This window comes from Variovorax sp. OV084 (assembly GCF_900111625.1).
Classification (GTDB): domain Bacteria; phylum Pseudomonadota; class Gammaproteobacteria; order Burkholderiales; family Burkholderiaceae_C; genus Variovorax.
In genome coordinates, this window is record NZ_FOII01000006.1 from 211494 (window position 1) to 226650 (window position 15157).

Below are 15157 nucleotides of genomic sequence, written 5' to 3' on the forward strand. Positions count from 1 at the left end.
GTGCGTGTCAGGAAAGGGAAGAAACGGATGGCGGCAGTTGCCCGGCGGCCCACGGCGCGAGCCCCGGCTCGCCCAGGTCCCAGTACAGGCCGGCCATGATCTGCAGGCCCTCGCGCGCCAGCGGCGCGAGCAGGTGCTCGTTGGGCGCGTGCTGCGCGCAGGCCGGGTACGAATGCGGCACCCACAGCGTGGGCAGCCCGAGCAGGTCGGCGAACACGTCGTTGGGCAGCGAGCCCGCCAGGTTGGGCAGCAGGTCGACGCGCTGCCCGCTGCTTTGCGCGATGGAGTGGCGCGCCCAGCCCACCCACGGGTTCTCGACATCGAGCCGCGTCGCCGCGCCGGTCAGCGTGATCTGCACCTCGACCTGGCCGAAGCCGTGCGTATCCAGGTGCGCGCGCACGATCTTCTCCAGGTCTTGCCACGGCGTGCCGACCACGAAGCGCAGCTGGCAATGCGCCACGGCTTCAGACGGAATCGCGTTGACGGGACGCTGCGCCGAACCCGCGCCGAGCGCCAGCACTTCGATGGTGTTCCACGCCACCAGCCGTTCGGCCGGGCTCAGGCCGGGCTCGCCCCAGCCCTCGTCGACCGCGGGGTCGTCCGCGCCACCGCCGATGGCGATGTCGGCCAGCGCATCGCGCACGGCCTGCGTGACCGGCGGCGGGCGCAACGCTTCGACGAGGATGCGGCCGCGCGCATCCACCAGCGAGGCCACCGCATGGCTGATCACTGTGCCCGGATTGACCAGCACACCGCCCCAGTTGCCCGAGTGGTAGCCGCGCGGCCGGGCGCGCAGCCGCAGGCTGAAGTTGACCGCGCCGCGCGAACCGAGGAACAGCGTGGGCCGCGCGGCGCTCACGCGCGGGCCGTCGCTGGCGATGAAAACGTCGGCGCGCAGCTTGTCGCGTTCCTGCGCGCACACCGCGTGCAGGCCGGGCGAGGCGGCCTCCTCGCCCATCTCGACGAGCCACGTCATGTTGTAGCCCAGGCGCCCGCCGCGCGCCTCGAGCACGGCAGCAAGCCCGCCGAGGTTGATGCTGTGCTGGCCCTTGTTGTCGGCGGTGCCGCGCCCGTACCAGCGCTCGCCGCGCACGGTCAGCGCCCACGGGGCAAGGCCCTCTTCCCAGTGCGCGTCCTGCCCGCTGACCACGTCGCCGTGGCCGTAGGTCATCACCGTGGGCAGGGCCGGGTCTTCGATGCGGCGCGCGATGAGGAACGGCCCGCCGCCGGGCACCGGGTTGGCGACCACCTCGCAGGCGAAGCCGAGCGCCGCGAGCGGCGGCATCAATTCTTCGCGCAGGTAGGCCTCCAGCGCGGGCGTTGCGGCGCCGGTGTCGCTCTCGGTGCGAAAGGCGATGCGGCGCTGGAGGTCGGCGAAGAAGCCGCCCCCGTCGAAGTAGGCGGCGGCAGCGGCCAGGCTGTCTGTGCGTTGCATGAAGGGCTTCCTTGTCTGTCTGTCCATCGGGTGCAGCAAGTACAAGGCCTGAAGGCCGATGCTTCCAGCATCGTTTTGGCAAGCTACCATTGCCTTGAAGGCAACACCCTGGCGTCATGACTCTCCCGCTTCTCAGCATCCCGATGCGCCACTTCCTCGAAGTGGCGCGCAGCGGCTCGGTCAACCAGGCGGCGGCGCGGCTGTTCGTGGCGTCTTCGGCGGTGAGCCGGCAGATCGCCAAGCTCGAAGACAGCCTGGGCACGCCGCTGTTCGAGCGGCATGCGCGCGGCATGGCGCTCACCGCCGCCGGCGAACGGCTGGCCGCGCACCTGCGCAATGCGCAGCTCGACATCGAGCAGGTGGTCGAGCAGGTACGCGATCTTGGCGGGCAACGCGCGCGGCGCATTCGCATGGCCTGCACCGAGGGCTTCGCGGGGCATTTCATGCCGCTGGTGATGCGCAGCTTCGAGACGGCGAATCCGGGCTGCCAGCTCGAACTGCACGTGGGCTCGCCCGACGGCGTGAGCGCGCTGCTGGCGCGCGGCGAGACCGACATCGCGCTCAAGTACGTGGTTGCGCCCGAGCCGGGCTTGAAGATCGAGCACACGGCCACCGCGCCGGTGTACGCGGTGCTGCGCCCCGACCATCCGCTTGCGCGCCAGCGCGTGGTGTCGGTGGCCGATGCGGTGCGCTACCCGCTGGCCGTGGGCGACCGAGGCGTGACCGCGCGCCAGCTGTTCGACCAGGCCTGCAGCCTGCAGGGGCTGCAGTACCACGCGCTGTTCGTGAGCAATTTCTCTTCAGTGCTGCTGCCCTTGCTGCGCACACCCGACGTGATGCTGTCGGGCCTTCTCACGGTGATGCACCTGGTCGACGCGGGCACGGTGGTGGCGCGGCCTTTTGCGGAGGCGCCGCTGCAGCAGCGGCAGTTGCAGGTGCTGGCGCTCGAAGGCCGCACGCTGCCGCCGTTGGCGCAGGACTTCGTGCGGCACCTGGTGAGCGCGATCGCCAGCGCGGGCCGGCGCAAGCTGGGGCGCGCGCGGGCCGCTGCGGCCTGAAGAAGCTCTTCAGCCCAGCGCGTTGATGTCCGCCGGATCGAGCAGCACCTTCGGCGCGCCGTTGCGCGCCACGGCCAGCATGGCGCGGCCGATCTTCTCGGTGGTCGTCACCTTGTTCGGCCACAGGCTGTGGGCCAGCCCGAGCACGGGCCTGAGCACGACGATCGCAGCGTCATAGAGCGGCGTCTTCGAGCGAATGCCATGCAGCGGCTGGATCATGCCGGGGCGGAACATGTAGGCCGCCTTGAACGGCAGGCGCAGCAAGGCGTTTTCGGTCGCGCCCTTCACGCGCGCCCACATGCTGCTGCCGCGCTCGCTGCTGTCGGTGCCGGCACCCGTCACGTAGGTGAAAGTCATGGCCGGGTTGAGCCGCGCGAGCACGGTGGCGGCGGCCAGCGTCAGGTCGTAGGTGATGCGCTTGTACTCGGGCTCCTTCATGCCGACCGACGACACGCCGAGGCAGAAGAAGCAGGCGTCGAAGCCCTGCAGTTGCGGCTCGATGGCGCTGTAGTCGTACATGTCCTTGTGGACCAGGTCGCGCAGCTTGGGATGCTGCTGCCCCGTGGCATTGCGGCCGACCGCGACGACGCTCTCGACGTCGGGCGCCAGAAGGCACTCGCGCAGCACACCCTGCCCCACCATGCCGGTGGCGCCGAAGATCAGGATTTTCATGACGGGGCTTCCGGTCAGACCGTGAAGACGGCCGGTTTCTTGTTGAGCACGGCGAGCAGCAGGTCGACGTCAAGGCTCGAAGGCTTCGGCGGCTGCAGCGCGGAGAGCATGCGCGACAGCGTCTCGGCATGCGGCAGCAGCGGGCCCAGAAAGCGCGTGCCGTCGGCGCCCGCAACCAGCAGGGTCGGGAAGGTCTCTACGTCGAAGGCGTCGGCGATGTCTGCGTGGTCCTCGATGTCGACCCAGGCAAAGCGGAACTGCGGGTGCGCGCGCGCCACCTCTTCGAGCAGCGGCCGGTAGTCGCGGCAGGTGCCGCACCATTCGGCGCAAAGGCACACGACCCACGGCGCATCGTTGCTGGCCGGCTCGACGGATTCGGGGGTGCTTGGAAGGGCGCTCAAGGCTGATGCGTCGGTAGTGTGATCGGAAGGCCGGGGTGGTGCGGCCGGAAGGTCGTGGCTATTATGGACAAAGCCCTCATCCGCCGGGACCACCGGGTTTCAGGGGCACAGGAGACTCGCACGATGAACACCACGACTGCCCCAGGATCTGCCGTCGATCCGCGTCAATTCAAGAGCTTTGCGCAGTTCTATCCCTTCTACCTGACCGAGCACGCCAACCTCACCTGCAGGCGGCTGCACTTCGCGGGCTCGACCATTTCGCTGCTGTGCCTGGTGGCGCTGGTGGTCACGCTCAACCCGCTGTGGCTGCTGGCCGGACTGGTGGCGGGCTACGGCTTTGCCTGGATCGGGCACTTCGGGTTCGAGAAGAACAAGCCGGCCTCGTTCAAGCGGCCGCTTTACTCCTTCATGGGCGACTGGGCGATGTACCGCGACATCTGGCTCGGTCGGGTGAAGATCTAGATCAGGAGCACGTCGCCCAGGCGCAGCGAGCGCAGCGGACCCTTCTGCCAGAGGTCTTCGAGCGGCTCGGCCTGCGGCATCAGCAGTTCTTTCAGCAGCGGCTCGATGGGCGTCGAAGGGTCCGCGAGCAGCACGTAGCGCGGGTCTTCGTTGGCGGGCTCTTCCGCGAGCGGCGCGATCCAGTCGAGCGCCACCAGTGTTTCGAGCACCGGCGCCAGTTGCAGCGCATCGACCCGCATGCGCGTGACCAGTTCAGTCGCGCCCATGCCCTTGGCCGGCGTGGCCTGCGCGCGGGCCAGGTGCTGAAGCGCTTCCATTGCCAGCTGCAGGGGCCAGCCCGCGGTGCCGCCGCGCCGTGCCACGCCCGTGAGCAGGCTGGGCAAATAGGCCGCGATGACCGCGCCGAGCAGCACGATCACCCAGGCCACGTAGATCCACACCAGCAGGATCGGCACCGTGGCAAAGGCGCCGTACAGCACCGAATAGGTCGGCACTAGGCTCAGGTAGTAGGCCAGCACGCGCTTGGCGATTTCGATGGCGGCCGCCACGAAGATGCCGCCGGCCCATGCATGCGACCACCGCACATTGGTGTTGGGCACGTAGTGGTAGAGCGACGCCATGCCGACCGCGAGCAGCGCGAACTCGAAGGTGTCGAAGAACAGCTTGACCATGCCGCGCCCCACTACGTCGCTGGTGGCCGAGACCACGTACGAAGTGGTCGACAGGCTCACCGCAAGGATGATCGGCCCCAGCGTGATGGCCGCCCAGTAGATGAGCACCCGCTGCGCGAACGGCCGCGGCGAGCGCACGCGCCAGATGTTGTTGAGCGTCTTGTCGATGGTGAGGATCAGCGCGATGGCAGTGATCAGCAGCACGATCAGGCCTGCGATGCCCAGCCCGCTGGCCTTGCTCGCGAACTGGTTCAGGTAGCCCAGCACCTGCCGTGCGATGTTGTCGGGAATCAGGCTCTCGATGAGCCAGCGCTGCAGGCGGCCCTGCATCTTGGCGAACATCGGGAACACGGTGAACAGTGCCAGCGCCACCGTGAAGAACGGCACCATCGCGATGGTGGTGGTGAAGGTCAGGCTGCTGGCTGTGAGGCCGAGCCGGTCTTCGCGAAAACGCTCGCCCAGCACCGCTGCGGTGTTGCGCCACGGGAAGCGCGAAAGATCCCTCCAGAGTTGCCTGCGATTCATGGCGGCTATCATGCCATCCGCTCTTTTTGTCGCCGCTGGCCGCCTGCCGGGCGCTCTCTTCCCTTCGCTGCCCAACGTGTCCGACACTCCGCTCCCGCCCTCTTCCGTTCGCGCGACCCGCTGGGCCGCCGTGGGCAGCCTCGTCGGCCTCATCGTGCTGGGCCTGGCCTGGGAACTGTGGCTGGCGCCGCTGCGCCCGGGTGGCTCGCTGCTGGCGCTGAAGGTGCTGCCGCTCGTCATTCCGCTCGCGGGTCTGTGGAAGAACCGCATGTACACCTACCGCTGGGTCAGCCTGATGATCTGGCTCTATTTCACCGAGGGCGTGGTGCGCGCCTGGAGCGACACCAACGGCGTGGGCCAGGTGCTCGCGCTCGTCGAGGTGCTGCTGTGCCTCGTGCTCTTCGCGGCCTGCGCATGGCATGTGCGGCTGCGCCTGCGCCACGCCAAGAACGCTGCCCGCCAACTGGAGGCTTCCGCCCAATGACCACTGCTGCTTCTTCTTTCCTGATCGATCAACTGCGCGCCATCGTCGGCGCGGCGAACGTGCTGAACGAGGGCGACCTCACTGCCTACGAGCAGGACTGGCGCAAGCGCGCGCGCGGCAAATCGCTGGCCGTGGTGCGGCCCGGCACCACGCAGCAGGTGGCCGACGTGGTGAAGGCCTGTGCGGCCGCCGGCACCGCCATCATTCCGCAGGGCGGCAACACTGGCCTCGCGGTCGGCTCCATTCCGGACGAGAGCGGCACGCAGGTGGTGCTGAGCCTGCAGCGCCTGAACGCGATCCGCACCATCGATGGCGCCAACCTCACGATGACTGTCGAGGCCGGCTGCATTCTTCAAACGCTGCAGGAGACCGCCGAGAAGGCCGGCTTCCTCTTCCCGCTGAGCCTCGCTGCCGAAGGCAGCTGCACCATCGGCGGCAACCTCGCGACCAACGCGGGCGGCACGCAGGTGGTTCGCTACGGCAATACGCGCGAGCTGTGCCTGGGCCTCGAAGTGGTCACGCCGCAGGGCGAGATCTGGGAAGGCACCAGCGGCCTGCGCAAGGACAACACCGGCTACGACCTGCGCGACCTCGTCATCGGCAGCGAAGGCACGCTCGGCATCATCACCGCCGCGACCATGAAGCTCTACCCGCTGCCGGCCGCGCAGCTCACGGCATGGGCCGCGGTGCCCTCGCTCGACCATGCGGTCACGCTGCTGGGCCTTGCGCACAAGCACCTGGGCTCGGGCCTCACGGGCTTCGAAGTGATGGGCAAGTTTGCACTGAGCCTGGTCGACAAGCACATGCCGCAGCTGCGCGTGCCCTTCATCAAGGATGAGGCCGTGCCGTACTGCGTACTGCTGGAAAACTCCGACAGCGAATCCGAAGACCACGCGCGCGCACGCTTCGAGGCGCTGCTCGAAACCGCCTTCGAAGACGGCTGCGTCACCGACGCGGTGGTGGCCGAGAACCTCACGCAGGCGCACCAGCTGTGGCACATCCGCGAAAGCATTCCGCTCGCGCAGGCCGAGGAAGGCCTGAACATCAAGCACGACATCTCGATTCCGGTGTCGCGCATCCCGGCCTTCGTGCAAGAAACCGATGCGCTGCTGGCACGCGAGATCGCCGGCGTGCGGCTGGTGAATTTCGGCCACCTGGGCGACGGCAACCTGCACTACAACGTGCAGGCGCCGGAGAACATCGACACCAAGGCGTTCCTGAAGAACGAAGAAGAGCGCATCAACACGCTGGTGTACGACGCGGTCGAGAAGTTCGGCGGCTCGTTCTCGGCCGAGCATGGCGTGGGCTCGCTCAAGGTCGACAAGCTGGAAAAGCACAAGTCGCCTGTGGCGCTGGAGATGATGCGGGCGATCAAGCGCGGGCTCGATCCGAAGAACATCCTCAACCCGGGCCGCGTGATCCGGGTCTAGCCTGGCCCGCTCGCGGACTGCGTTCAGTCGAGCCCGGTCTTCCCCGGTGCCCAGTACGCCTTGGCCTTGATGCGCCGCGCCTCGACACCCTGCGCCTTGAGCGCCCGACTCACCTGCTGGATCGACGCGGCCTTGCCGGTCAGCACATAGTGCGTGCTGCCGTCCATGGGCGGCACCATCGCGGCCAGCACCTCGCCGAGGTGCGAATCGTCGGCGCGGCGCTCCATCAGCGCGAGCGGCTGGATGCCCAGCGCATCCAGCACCTGACGCGATTCGGCGACGGCGTTCACCTCGAACACGGCGCGAACGCCCTGCCCGGGCGCATCCCTGCCGCACAGCGACGCCGCGAGGCCGAAGGAGGTCTCGTCGCCGAAGAGGATCGTCGACGCCGGCAGCGGCTCGAGTTCCAGCGAGCGGCGCGGCCCGAACACCTGCTGTTCGTCGCCGGGCCGGGTGCGGCGCACCCATTCGCTGCCCGGCCCCTCGCCGTGCGCAAACGCCACGATGCGCATGACGCCGCGCGCCACATCCAAGGACGCGGGGGTGTAGGTGCGCGCCTCGAATGTGCCGCCGGCCTTGATCTGGAGCTTCTGGCCAGGCGACCAGCGATGGCCTTCGAAAGCCGCGCCTTCGAGGTCGATGAACCGGAAGTGCGTCGACAGGCTGGTGGCCGCAATGACACGCACCGGACGCAGGAACAGGCGGGTGAACGTGCGTTCGATCAGCCCGGGTTGGGGGGCATCAGGCGAAGGCGCCGCGAAACGGGAAGAAGACATAAGAAGGAACTCTCTGGACAGTGAGTGGATGCGGCAACGCCGCGAGAATCTGACAAGTTAGTTTCGACAGCCGGTGGCAAAAGTGGCAAAGGCGGCTCATCCGCGACGCGCCACAGTCATGTCTTCGGCTAACAATTCAGTGATACACTCCAATAAGAATAGTTCTTATTCACCCCTCCCGGGGATTTTCAAAACCAAATGCTTCTGCGGCCAGCTCGCCTCTTCCCACGTGGAAGTCGAGGCGAATCCGTCGGTGCGTTCTGGCGAACGACCCCGGGGTCCATCGTCGATGCTTGCGAGAAGGCGGCCGGATGCGCGACCTCGTTCAGGAACTGGTAGCTCACTATGCGGACTTGCGCCGGCAGCTCACTCGCGACCTGAGAGATCCGCACTACGCGGCCGACATCGCGCAGTCCAGCTTCGAGCGGGTCTATGCGGCGTCGCTCAAGACGCGCGGCGGCAATCGTGGCGATGCACTGCCCGATCTGCAGGACGCCGCCTATTCCATCGAATCGCCCCGCGCCCTGCTGTTTCGCGTGGCGCGCAACCTGTGCGTCGACGATGCACGCCGGCGCAAGGTCGCGCAGGAATGGGTCAGCACGCATGCGGGCATCGGCACGCACCAGACGGCCCAGTCCAGCGAATACGTCGTGGCCCAGCAACGGGTGCTGGCGCGGGTGGTCGAAACCATGGAACAACTGCCGCCGCGCCGGCGCGAGGTATTCCTGTTGTTCCGCGCCTACGGCCACACGCGCGCTGAAATTGCGCAGCGGCTGAACATCACCGAGATGGCCGTGGCCAAGCACCTGCTGCGTGCCACCATCGATTGCTCGCGCGTGTTTGCCGAGTTGCGCTCGGAGCTGATCGAACCGCAGGTCGTGCTGAGCCGGCCGGGCTTCGACGCGGCGCTGGCCGAAGACTTCTCGTGAACGGCGGCAGCATGGCGGCAAGCGCTCCTCCGCGCGAACGGCTGATCGAGCGCGCGCTCGCGCTGATCGTCGAAGGAGAGATCGCACCCGGCGAGGCCGCGGGCCGCGCCCGCGCGTTGCTCAACCAGTGGCGCGGCAAATCGGCGGAACATGCAGCGGCCGTGCAGGAGGCTCGCGAGCGTTGGGACGCACTCGGCGGCATGGCGAACGACTTGCGCGCGCACTTCGACGAACCCGACGCCGCGCTGATGGCCAACGCGGCCGCCACTGCCGCCGCATCGACGCACCGGCAGCAGCGCCGCAAGATGCTGCTTTCGGTCGCCGCCTTGCTGGGCACCGGCCTGGTCGCGGGCCGGGGCGTGCAGTGGTACTGGCAGCAACCCGTGTTCCGCGCAGCCTACGAAACCCGTACCGCGCAGATGCTGAAGGTGACGCTGACCGACGGCCGCAGCGGCGCGCCCGGCAGCCAACTCGACCTGGCACCGCAGAGCGCGATCGACGTGGCGCTCTATCGCCAGCACCGCACCGTCGACATGGCGCACGGCGAAGTGCGCTTCGAGGTGGCGCGCGATGCAGACCGCCCTTTCAGGGTACGCACGCGCGGCGCCACCATCGAAGTAGTCGGCACCGCGTTCACCGTGCGCGACCGTGGCGGCCCGATCACCGTGGGCGTGGAGCATGGCCATGTGCGCGTGCACATGCCGCCGCGCGACGGGTCCACCGGCGCAGAGACGGAAGTGATCGACCTGCGCATGGGCGAGCTGCTTGAAATCGACGACGGCCGTGCCGCCGCAGTGCGGCAAACCGACACGGCAGCCCTGTCCGCGTGGCGCAATGGCTGGCTCGTCTTCGAGAACACACCACTCGGCGACGCTCTGGCCGCGGTCAACAGCTATCGCGCACGGCCCATCGTCAGCACGAGTTCGCGCGTCGACGCGATGCGGCTGTCGGGCCGTTTCCGCACCAACGATTCCGACGGCCTCGTGGCCGCCCTGCCGACGATCCTGCCTCTGGCCGCCGAACCGCAGCCGGACGGCAGCGTGACCCTGCGAACGCGCTGAGTCCTTCGCCGCGTCAGGCGCCGCGCACATTCCCCACGGGGTGGCCGGACTGCACCAGGCCCCACTCCGCCAGCGCGATGTCGAGCGCGCGCAGGTGCCGTGGGTCTTTCCCGAGCCACCGGGCCAGTTCCTCCGTGTTCTGCAAAGTCGGCGAGGCGTGCATGCAAGCGAAAAGCGACGCCGCGGTGCGGACGCATTCATCGGGCACGAGGCAGTGCGCGGCCAACCCGGCGCGCCTCATTCGAGCCCGCCCGTGGGCGGATGAAAATTCCTGCGGCGGCTGACGACCAGGGCGGCGCCCGCCAATGCCCAGAGGCGCAGGGCGCGGTCGAATGCGGGCGGATGCGCCTGGTCTTCCCGCAGCCAGTGCGTCAGCTTCAACGCGCCCGTGCGGCATGGATTCTCTCGGAGGTCCATGTAGAGACGCCATGCGGTCTCCTCGGCGGACGGTGCCTCCGGATGGTTTTGCGGGGCCACTGCTACTCCAGGCGCTGTGTTGTTGATTCAGGGGGATGACCGTCGAGGCCGATGCGCACCGGAAAATGCCGGCGCGCAGGCGTCTAGAGAAAAAGACGATCCGCGGCCCCGAATGTTCAAGGAGGCCGGCCCGGCGATGCAGGGCCACGAGCGTCAAACGCATTCGGTATGTCCTTCGACTGCGGCGGGTGCGGCATCCGCGCACCGGGCCTGCCGCCATCCGCCGCCCATTGCACGGTAGAGCGAGACCCGTGCCTGCAAGCGCGCCATGCGCAACTGGACCGCCAGGTCCTGCGCGGTGTAGAGGGTGCGCTGCGCGTCGAGCAAGGTCAGCAGTGTCTCGGCGCCCGCACGGTAGCGGGCCTCCGACAGATCTGCCGCGCGGCGCGCCTCGGCCAGTTCGGCGCCTTGCGCCGTTGCCTGCGCATCGATGGCCGACACGCCGTTCAGCGCAGTCTCCGCGTCCGCGAACGCACCGACGATCGCGCCCCGGTAGGCGGCCAGCAATTCTTCGCGCCTCGCCTCGGCCAGGTGCTGGCCGCCCGCCAGTCGCCCACCGTCGAAAACCGGCGCTGCCAGCCCGGCAGCCAGGCTATAGAGCGGGTTGTCGAAGAGCCTGCCGAAGCGGCTATCTCCGGTGCCTACCGTGGCGCTCAGGGAGACGGTCGGCAGCAGTGCGGCGCGCGCCGCCAGCACGTTGGCATCGGCCGCAGCCAGATGCGCCTCCGCGCGTGCGATGTCCGGGCGCCGCACCAGCAATGCAGAAGGCGCGCCCGCGCCAACGACGGGAACCTGAAGCGCATCGAGCCGCGGCCCCCGCAGTTCGAACGCCGGCGCCGCAGTGCCCAGCAGCAACGCCAGCGCGGTCTCGGCGTCGCCCGCCTGCTGATGCAGCGCTGCGAGCGCACGTTGCTGCGCGGCCACCAGACCGCGCTGCTGTGCAAGATCCAGCGGCGACACCGCGCCGGCGCGGCTGCGGGACTCCACCAGCGCCAGCACGCGGCGCGCGTTGTCGAGGTTGCGCGCGGCAATTTCGGCGCGTTCGCGCAGGGCCAGCGCCAGCAGCCAGGTGGCGGCGACATCGGCTGTCACGGTGAGCCGCACCGTGTCGCGGTCGAAGGCGCTTGCGCGCAAGCCCTGCAGCGCTTCGTCGCGCAGCGCGGCGTCCCGGCCCCACAGGTCGAGTTCATAGCTGGCGGCAAAACCCACCGCATAAGTGCTGCCGGCAACCGTTGCATTGCCGCCCAGGCGGCCCTCGCGACTGACGCCGAGAGTGCCCGTCACCTGTGGCCGCAGCGCCGCGCCAGCGATGCGCGCCCGCGCGTCGGCCTGCCGCACCCGGGCGACAGCGGCCGCGAGATCGTTGCTTTGCGATTGCGCACGCGCAATCAGCGCGTCGAGTTCCGTGCTGCCGAAACTGCGCCACCACTGCGCATCGACCGGCCCCGTGTCGACGCGAGCCTGCGCATGACGCCATGCAGAGGGAAGCTCCACCGCGCGCTCGGCGCGATCGCCATGCAGCGCGCAGCCCGACAACAGCGCCGCGCACAACAAAGCCGCCCACCAGCCGCATCCGGAACGCATTCGCAGCAACACCGTCATTCCCCCGCCAGCGCCACCACGGGGTCCAGCCGCGCAGCGTTGCGCGCCGGCATGAACCCGAAGATCACGCCCGTCAGCACCGCGCAGCCGAAGGCGCCCACGCTCGCCGCCAGCGAAAACAGCACCGGCACGCCGGCCAGCATCAGCCCCACGACGATGCCCAGCCCGGCAACAACGCCCACGGTGCCGCCCACCGACGTCACCAGCACCGCCTCGGTCATGAACTGCCGCAGGATGTCCCGCTGGCGCGCGCCCGTCGCCACGCGGATGCCGATTTCGCGCGTGCGCTCGCGCACCGTCATGAGCATCACGTTCATCACGCCGATGCCGCCCACGATCAGCGACACGATGGCGATCAGCCCCAGCATCAGCGTCATGGCGCGCGCGGTTTCGGTCTGCACGCGCAGCGCCTCGACGCGGTTCCATATCAGCACGTGGCGCCCGGCCTGCTGGCGTTCGAGCTGCGCCTCGATGGCGGTGGCCGTTTCCTGCGCCTTGTCGATGTCGCGCACCTGCACTGCAAGCCACGTCGGGTGGGGATGGCCGTAGACGCGCGTGGCCGCGGAAGACAGCGGCACAACCACCCGGTCGTCCTGGTCCTCGCCGTTGGTGGCGCCCTTCGACGCCAGCACGCCGACGACCTGGAACGGCACCTTGTCCACCAGGATGTCCTGTCCGACGGGGTCCTGCCCGTCGGCGAACAGGCGCTGGCGCACCGTTTCGCCGATCACCGCGACCTTGGCGATGCGCCGTTCGTCCTCGGCGTCGAACATCACTCCCCGACTCACGCCCCAGCCGAGCACTCGCGAGAAATCGACTGTGGCACCGCCGCCCTCGGTGAGGTGGTCTATGTTGCCGCGGCGCACGACCACCCTGTCCTCGATGTAGGGCGCGACGCCTTCGACATTGGGCAGCGCGCGAACGGCCAGCGCGTCGTCCAGCGTGAGCGGCGCGCTCGGGTTGCGCAGGCTGGCGAGCTGCACGGAAACGAACATGGTGCGGGTGCCGAAGGTCTCGAACTGCGCCATCACCTTGCGCTGCGAGCCGCCGCCGACCGCCAGCATCACGATGACCGAGGCCACGCCGATCACGATGCCCAGCAGCGTGAGCCCGGTGCGAAACCGGTTGCTCCACATCACCCGCCATGCGGCCCGCGTCGCCTCGCGAATGTCGGCAGGCAGCGAGGCGCCGCCAGTGACCGATGGGCGACTGAAGACCGGAGCCGGCGCTGCAGCGATTGCCGCCGCGCCTTCGCTGGTGTGCTCACCCGAGTCCGCCACGATGCGCCCGTCCCGGATCTCGATGATCCGCCGCGCCTGCGCGGCCACCGAGCGGTCGTGCGTGATGAGGATGATGGTGTGGCCCGCATCCGCCAGTTCGTGCAGCAGCGCCATCACTTCGGCGCCGCTCTTGCTGTCGAGCGCACCGGTGGGCTCGTCGGCCAGGATGATGCGCCCGCCGTTCATCAGCGCACGCGCGATGGCCACGCGCTGCTGCTGCCCGCCCGACAGCTGGTGCGGGCGATGGTCGAGCCGCGCGCCCATGTCCAGCCGTTCGAGCAGTGCGGTGGCGCGCGCACGCCGCTCGGCCTCCGGCATGCCGGCATAGAGCGCGGGAATTTCCGTGTTCTCGCGCGCCGACTCGCTGGGCACCAGGTGGTAGCCCTGGAACACGAAACCGAAGGCCTCGCGGCGCAGCCAGGCGAGCGCGTCGGCATCGAAGCTGGCCACGTCCTGGCCGTCGAACAGGTAGCGCCCGGCGCTCGGCCGATCGAGGCAACCCAGGATGTGCATCAGCGTGGACTTGCCCGAGCCCGAAGCACCGACGACGGCCACGAACTCGCCCGCGTACAGGCGCAGCGAGATGCCATGCAGCACGGTCGTTGCCGGGCTGCCCGCCCCTGCTTCCTTGCCGCCCCGGCCACCGCGCCCGCCGTACGACTTGCGAATGCCCTGCAGCTCGATCAGCGGCCGCTGTGCATCGCCCGGCGCATGCGCCGCGGTCGTCATGGCTTCGGAGCCCTGGCGGCGATGACGATGCGGTCCCCGGCCTGCGCGCCTTCCAGCACCTGCGCAGCGAGCCGGTTGCGTACGCCGACGCGCAGTTGCCGGACCTCGACCTTGCCATCGGGGCGAAGCACGCGCGCCGTGAAGCGGTCGCTGCTGCCGGTCACCGGCACCAGCGCGGCGAGCGGCACCGAAAGCGCGTCTTTTTCAGCGTACTCGACGAAGGCGACCTTGGCCGTCATCTGCGGCATGAGCTCGCCGTCGGCGTTGTCGACATCGAACAGCGCCGTGTAGACCACCACCTTGCTCGCCGCGGCGGAAGGCTTGGCGCTGCTGTCGCTGCCCGTCTTGCTCTCGGGCGCCGGCGGCGCGGGCAGCAGCTGCCGCACGTGTCCCTGCCAACGGCGCTGGCTCTCGCCGAGCGTGGTGAAGTAGACCGGCATGCCGGTCTTGATGCGCCGCACGTCGGCCTCGGAAACCTCCGACCACACCGTCATCGAAGACAGGTCTGCGATGCGCAGCACATTGGGCGTCTGGTAGGTCGCGTTCAGCGTCTGGCCCTCGCGCGCCTCCACCGACACGACGGTGCCGGCCATCGGCGCGTAGATGCTGGTGTAGCCGAGGCGGGCCTCGTCGGCCTTCAGCGTCGCCTGGGTCTGTGCGATCTGCGCCTCGAGCTGTCTCACGCGCGCACCGGCCGACGCCAGCGCGGCTTGCGCGGCCTGCACGTCCTCGTCCCGCGTGGCGCCGTCGGCAGCCATCTGGCGTTGTCTCGCATGCTGCTGCTGCGCCAGCACGTGCTGGGCCTGCTGGTCGTCGCGCTGCGCGCGCAGCCCCGCCAGCGAGGCACGGCCCGCATCGACCGTGGCCCGCTGCACGCTGGGATCGATCTCCACCAGCAACTGCCCCCGCTTTACGACGTCGCCCGGCTGCACGTGCAGCCGAAGGATCTGCCCGGAGACCTGCGCGCCCACGTCCACGTAGTGCCGCGGCTGCAGCACCCCGAGTGCCGAGACGCTGGACTCGATGGTGCCGCGCGCCACTGGCACGGAGTCGACGTCCATCGGCTCGCCCCTTCCCCAGAGCAACCCCGCGCCGGCCGCCGCGCAAAGAGACACGAGCACCGCGGCGACCGCACGGCGGCGCCAGGCGCCTTGACGCACATCAC

At 69.2% G+C, this 15157-nt stretch carries 16 protein-coding genes; 6 read left to right on the forward strand and 10 right to left on the reverse strand.

Annotation, left to right across the window (positions count from 1 at the left end):
• Positions 1 to 7: 7 nt before the first annotated feature.
• Complete coding sequence (locus tag BMW87_RS18310) at positions 8 to 1435, reverse strand: M20 family metallopeptidase (RefSeq protein ID WP_093077826.1); 1428 nt, start codon at positions 1433 to 1435, stop codon at positions 8 to 10.
• Positions 1436 to 1551: 116 nt separating this feature from the next.
• On the opposite strand from BMW87_RS18310, the gene BMW87_RS18315 reads away from it, so the two are divergent.
• Positions 1552 to 2493 (forward strand): LysR family transcriptional regulator, encoded by a 942-nt coding sequence (locus BMW87_RS18315; RefSeq protein ID WP_093051573.1) that lies wholly within the window; start codon positions 1552 to 1554, stop codon positions 2491 to 2493.
• Positions 2494 to 2502: 9 nt separating this feature from the next.
• Here BMW87_RS18315 and BMW87_RS18320 read toward each other — a convergent pair whose 3' ends face one another.
• Both BMW87_RS18320 and BMW87_RS18325 read right to left on the reverse strand, forming a co-directional pair.
• Entirely contained in the window at positions 2503 to 3165 is a 663-nt protein-coding gene (locus BMW87_RS18320) for an NAD-dependent epimerase/dehydratase family protein (RefSeq protein WP_093077827.1), read from the reverse strand.
• Positions 3166 to 3179: 14 nt separating this feature from the next.
• On the reverse strand, positions 3180 to 3566 hold the full coding sequence (locus tag BMW87_RS18325) for a thioredoxin family protein (RefSeq protein WP_093077829.1): 387 nt from the start codon (positions 3564 to 3566) through the stop codon (positions 3180 to 3182).
• Between the two features lie 123 nt (positions 3567 to 3689).
• On the opposite strand from BMW87_RS18325, the gene BMW87_RS18330 reads away from it, so the two are divergent.
• Positions 3690 to 4028 carry an Mpo1-like protein gene (locus BMW87_RS18330; protein ID WP_093051582.1) on the forward strand — a complete coding sequence of 113 codons (339 nt, stop codon included), beginning with the start codon at positions 3690 to 3692 and terminating at the stop codon, positions 4026 to 4028.
• Here BMW87_RS18330 and BMW87_RS18335 read toward each other — a convergent pair.
• Positions 4025 to 5236 (reverse strand): YihY family inner membrane protein, encoded by a 1212-nt coding sequence (locus BMW87_RS18335; RefSeq protein ID WP_093051585.1) that lies wholly within the window; start codon positions 5234 to 5236, stop codon positions 4025 to 4027. The two genes, BMW87_RS18330 and BMW87_RS18335, sit on opposite strands and share 4 nt — an antisense overlap.
• Here BMW87_RS18335 and BMW87_RS18340 point away from each other — a divergent pair.
• Positions 5235 to 5708 (forward strand): DUF2069 domain-containing protein, encoded by a 474-nt coding sequence (locus BMW87_RS18340; RefSeq protein ID WP_256216820.1) that lies wholly within the window; start codon positions 5235 to 5237, stop codon positions 5706 to 5708. The two genes, BMW87_RS18335 and BMW87_RS18340, sit on opposite strands and share 2 nt — an antisense overlap.
• Complete coding sequence (locus tag BMW87_RS18345) at positions 5705 to 7138, forward strand: FAD-binding oxidoreductase (RefSeq protein WP_093077830.1); 1434 nt, start codon at positions 5705 to 5707, stop codon at positions 7136 to 7138. The genes BMW87_RS18340 and BMW87_RS18345 overlap by 4 nt, the downstream gene beginning before the upstream one ends.
• Positions 7139 to 7161: 23 nt before the next feature.
• Here the strand turns inward: BMW87_RS18345 and BMW87_RS18350 are convergent, their stop codons facing one another.
• Positions 7162 to 7914, reverse strand: a complete 753-nt coding sequence (locus BMW87_RS18350; RefSeq protein ID WP_093077832.1) for a siderophore-interacting protein — start codon at positions 7912 to 7914, stop codon at positions 7162 to 7164.
• Positions 7915 to 8225: 311 nt separating this feature from the next.
• Between BMW87_RS18350 and BMW87_RS18355 the strand changes: the two genes are divergently transcribed.
• Together BMW87_RS18355 and BMW87_RS18360 are read left to right on the forward strand one after the other, a co-directional pair.
• Positions 8226 to 8843 (forward strand): RNA polymerase sigma factor, encoded by a 618-nt coding sequence (locus BMW87_RS18355; RefSeq protein WP_093051594.1) that lies wholly within the window; start codon positions 8226 to 8228, stop codon positions 8841 to 8843.
• The gene (locus BMW87_RS18360) at positions 8840 to 9904 is read left to right on the forward strand and encodes a FecR family protein (protein WP_256216821.1); all 1065 of its coding nucleotides are present in this window, start codon (positions 8840 to 8842) and stop codon (positions 9902 to 9904) included. The genes BMW87_RS18355 and BMW87_RS18360 overlap by 4 nt, the downstream gene beginning before the upstream one ends.
• 13 nt (positions 9905 to 9917) lie before the next feature.
• Here the strand turns inward: BMW87_RS18360 and BMW87_RS35510 are convergent, their stop codons facing one another.
• The 5 genes from BMW87_RS35510 to BMW87_RS18385 form a co-directional block, all read right to left on the reverse strand.
• Positions 9918 to 10049 carry a hypothetical protein gene (locus BMW87_RS35510; protein WP_256216822.1) on the reverse strand — a complete coding sequence of 44 codons (132 nt, stop codon included), beginning with the start codon at positions 10047 to 10049 and terminating at the stop codon, positions 9918 to 9920.
• A 92-nt stretch (positions 10050 to 10141) separates the two neighbouring features.
• Positions 10142 to 10321 (reverse strand): hypothetical protein, encoded by a 180-nt coding sequence (locus BMW87_RS18370; protein ID WP_093077835.1) that lies wholly within the window; start codon positions 10319 to 10321, stop codon positions 10142 to 10144.
• Between the two features lie 213 nt (positions 10322 to 10534).
• Positions 10535 to 11965: an efflux transporter outer membrane subunit gene (locus BMW87_RS18375; RefSeq protein ID WP_093077960.1), complete on the reverse strand. Its 1431-nt coding sequence runs from the start codon at positions 11963 to 11965 to the stop codon at positions 10535 to 10537.
• Between the two features lie 14 nt (positions 11966 to 11979).
• Positions 11980 to 13992 carry an ABC transporter permease gene (locus BMW87_RS18380; RefSeq protein ID WP_093077836.1) on the reverse strand — a complete coding sequence of 671 codons (2013 nt, stop codon included), beginning with the start codon at positions 13990 to 13992 and terminating at the stop codon, positions 11980 to 11982.
• On the reverse strand, positions 13989 to 15152 hold the full coding sequence (locus BMW87_RS18385; RefSeq protein ID WP_093077838.1) for an efflux RND transporter periplasmic adaptor subunit: 1164 nt from the start codon (positions 15150 to 15152) through the stop codon (positions 13989 to 13991). The genes BMW87_RS18380 and BMW87_RS18385 overlap by 4 nt, the downstream gene beginning before the upstream one ends.
• Positions 15153 to 15157: the final 5 nt, after the last annotated feature.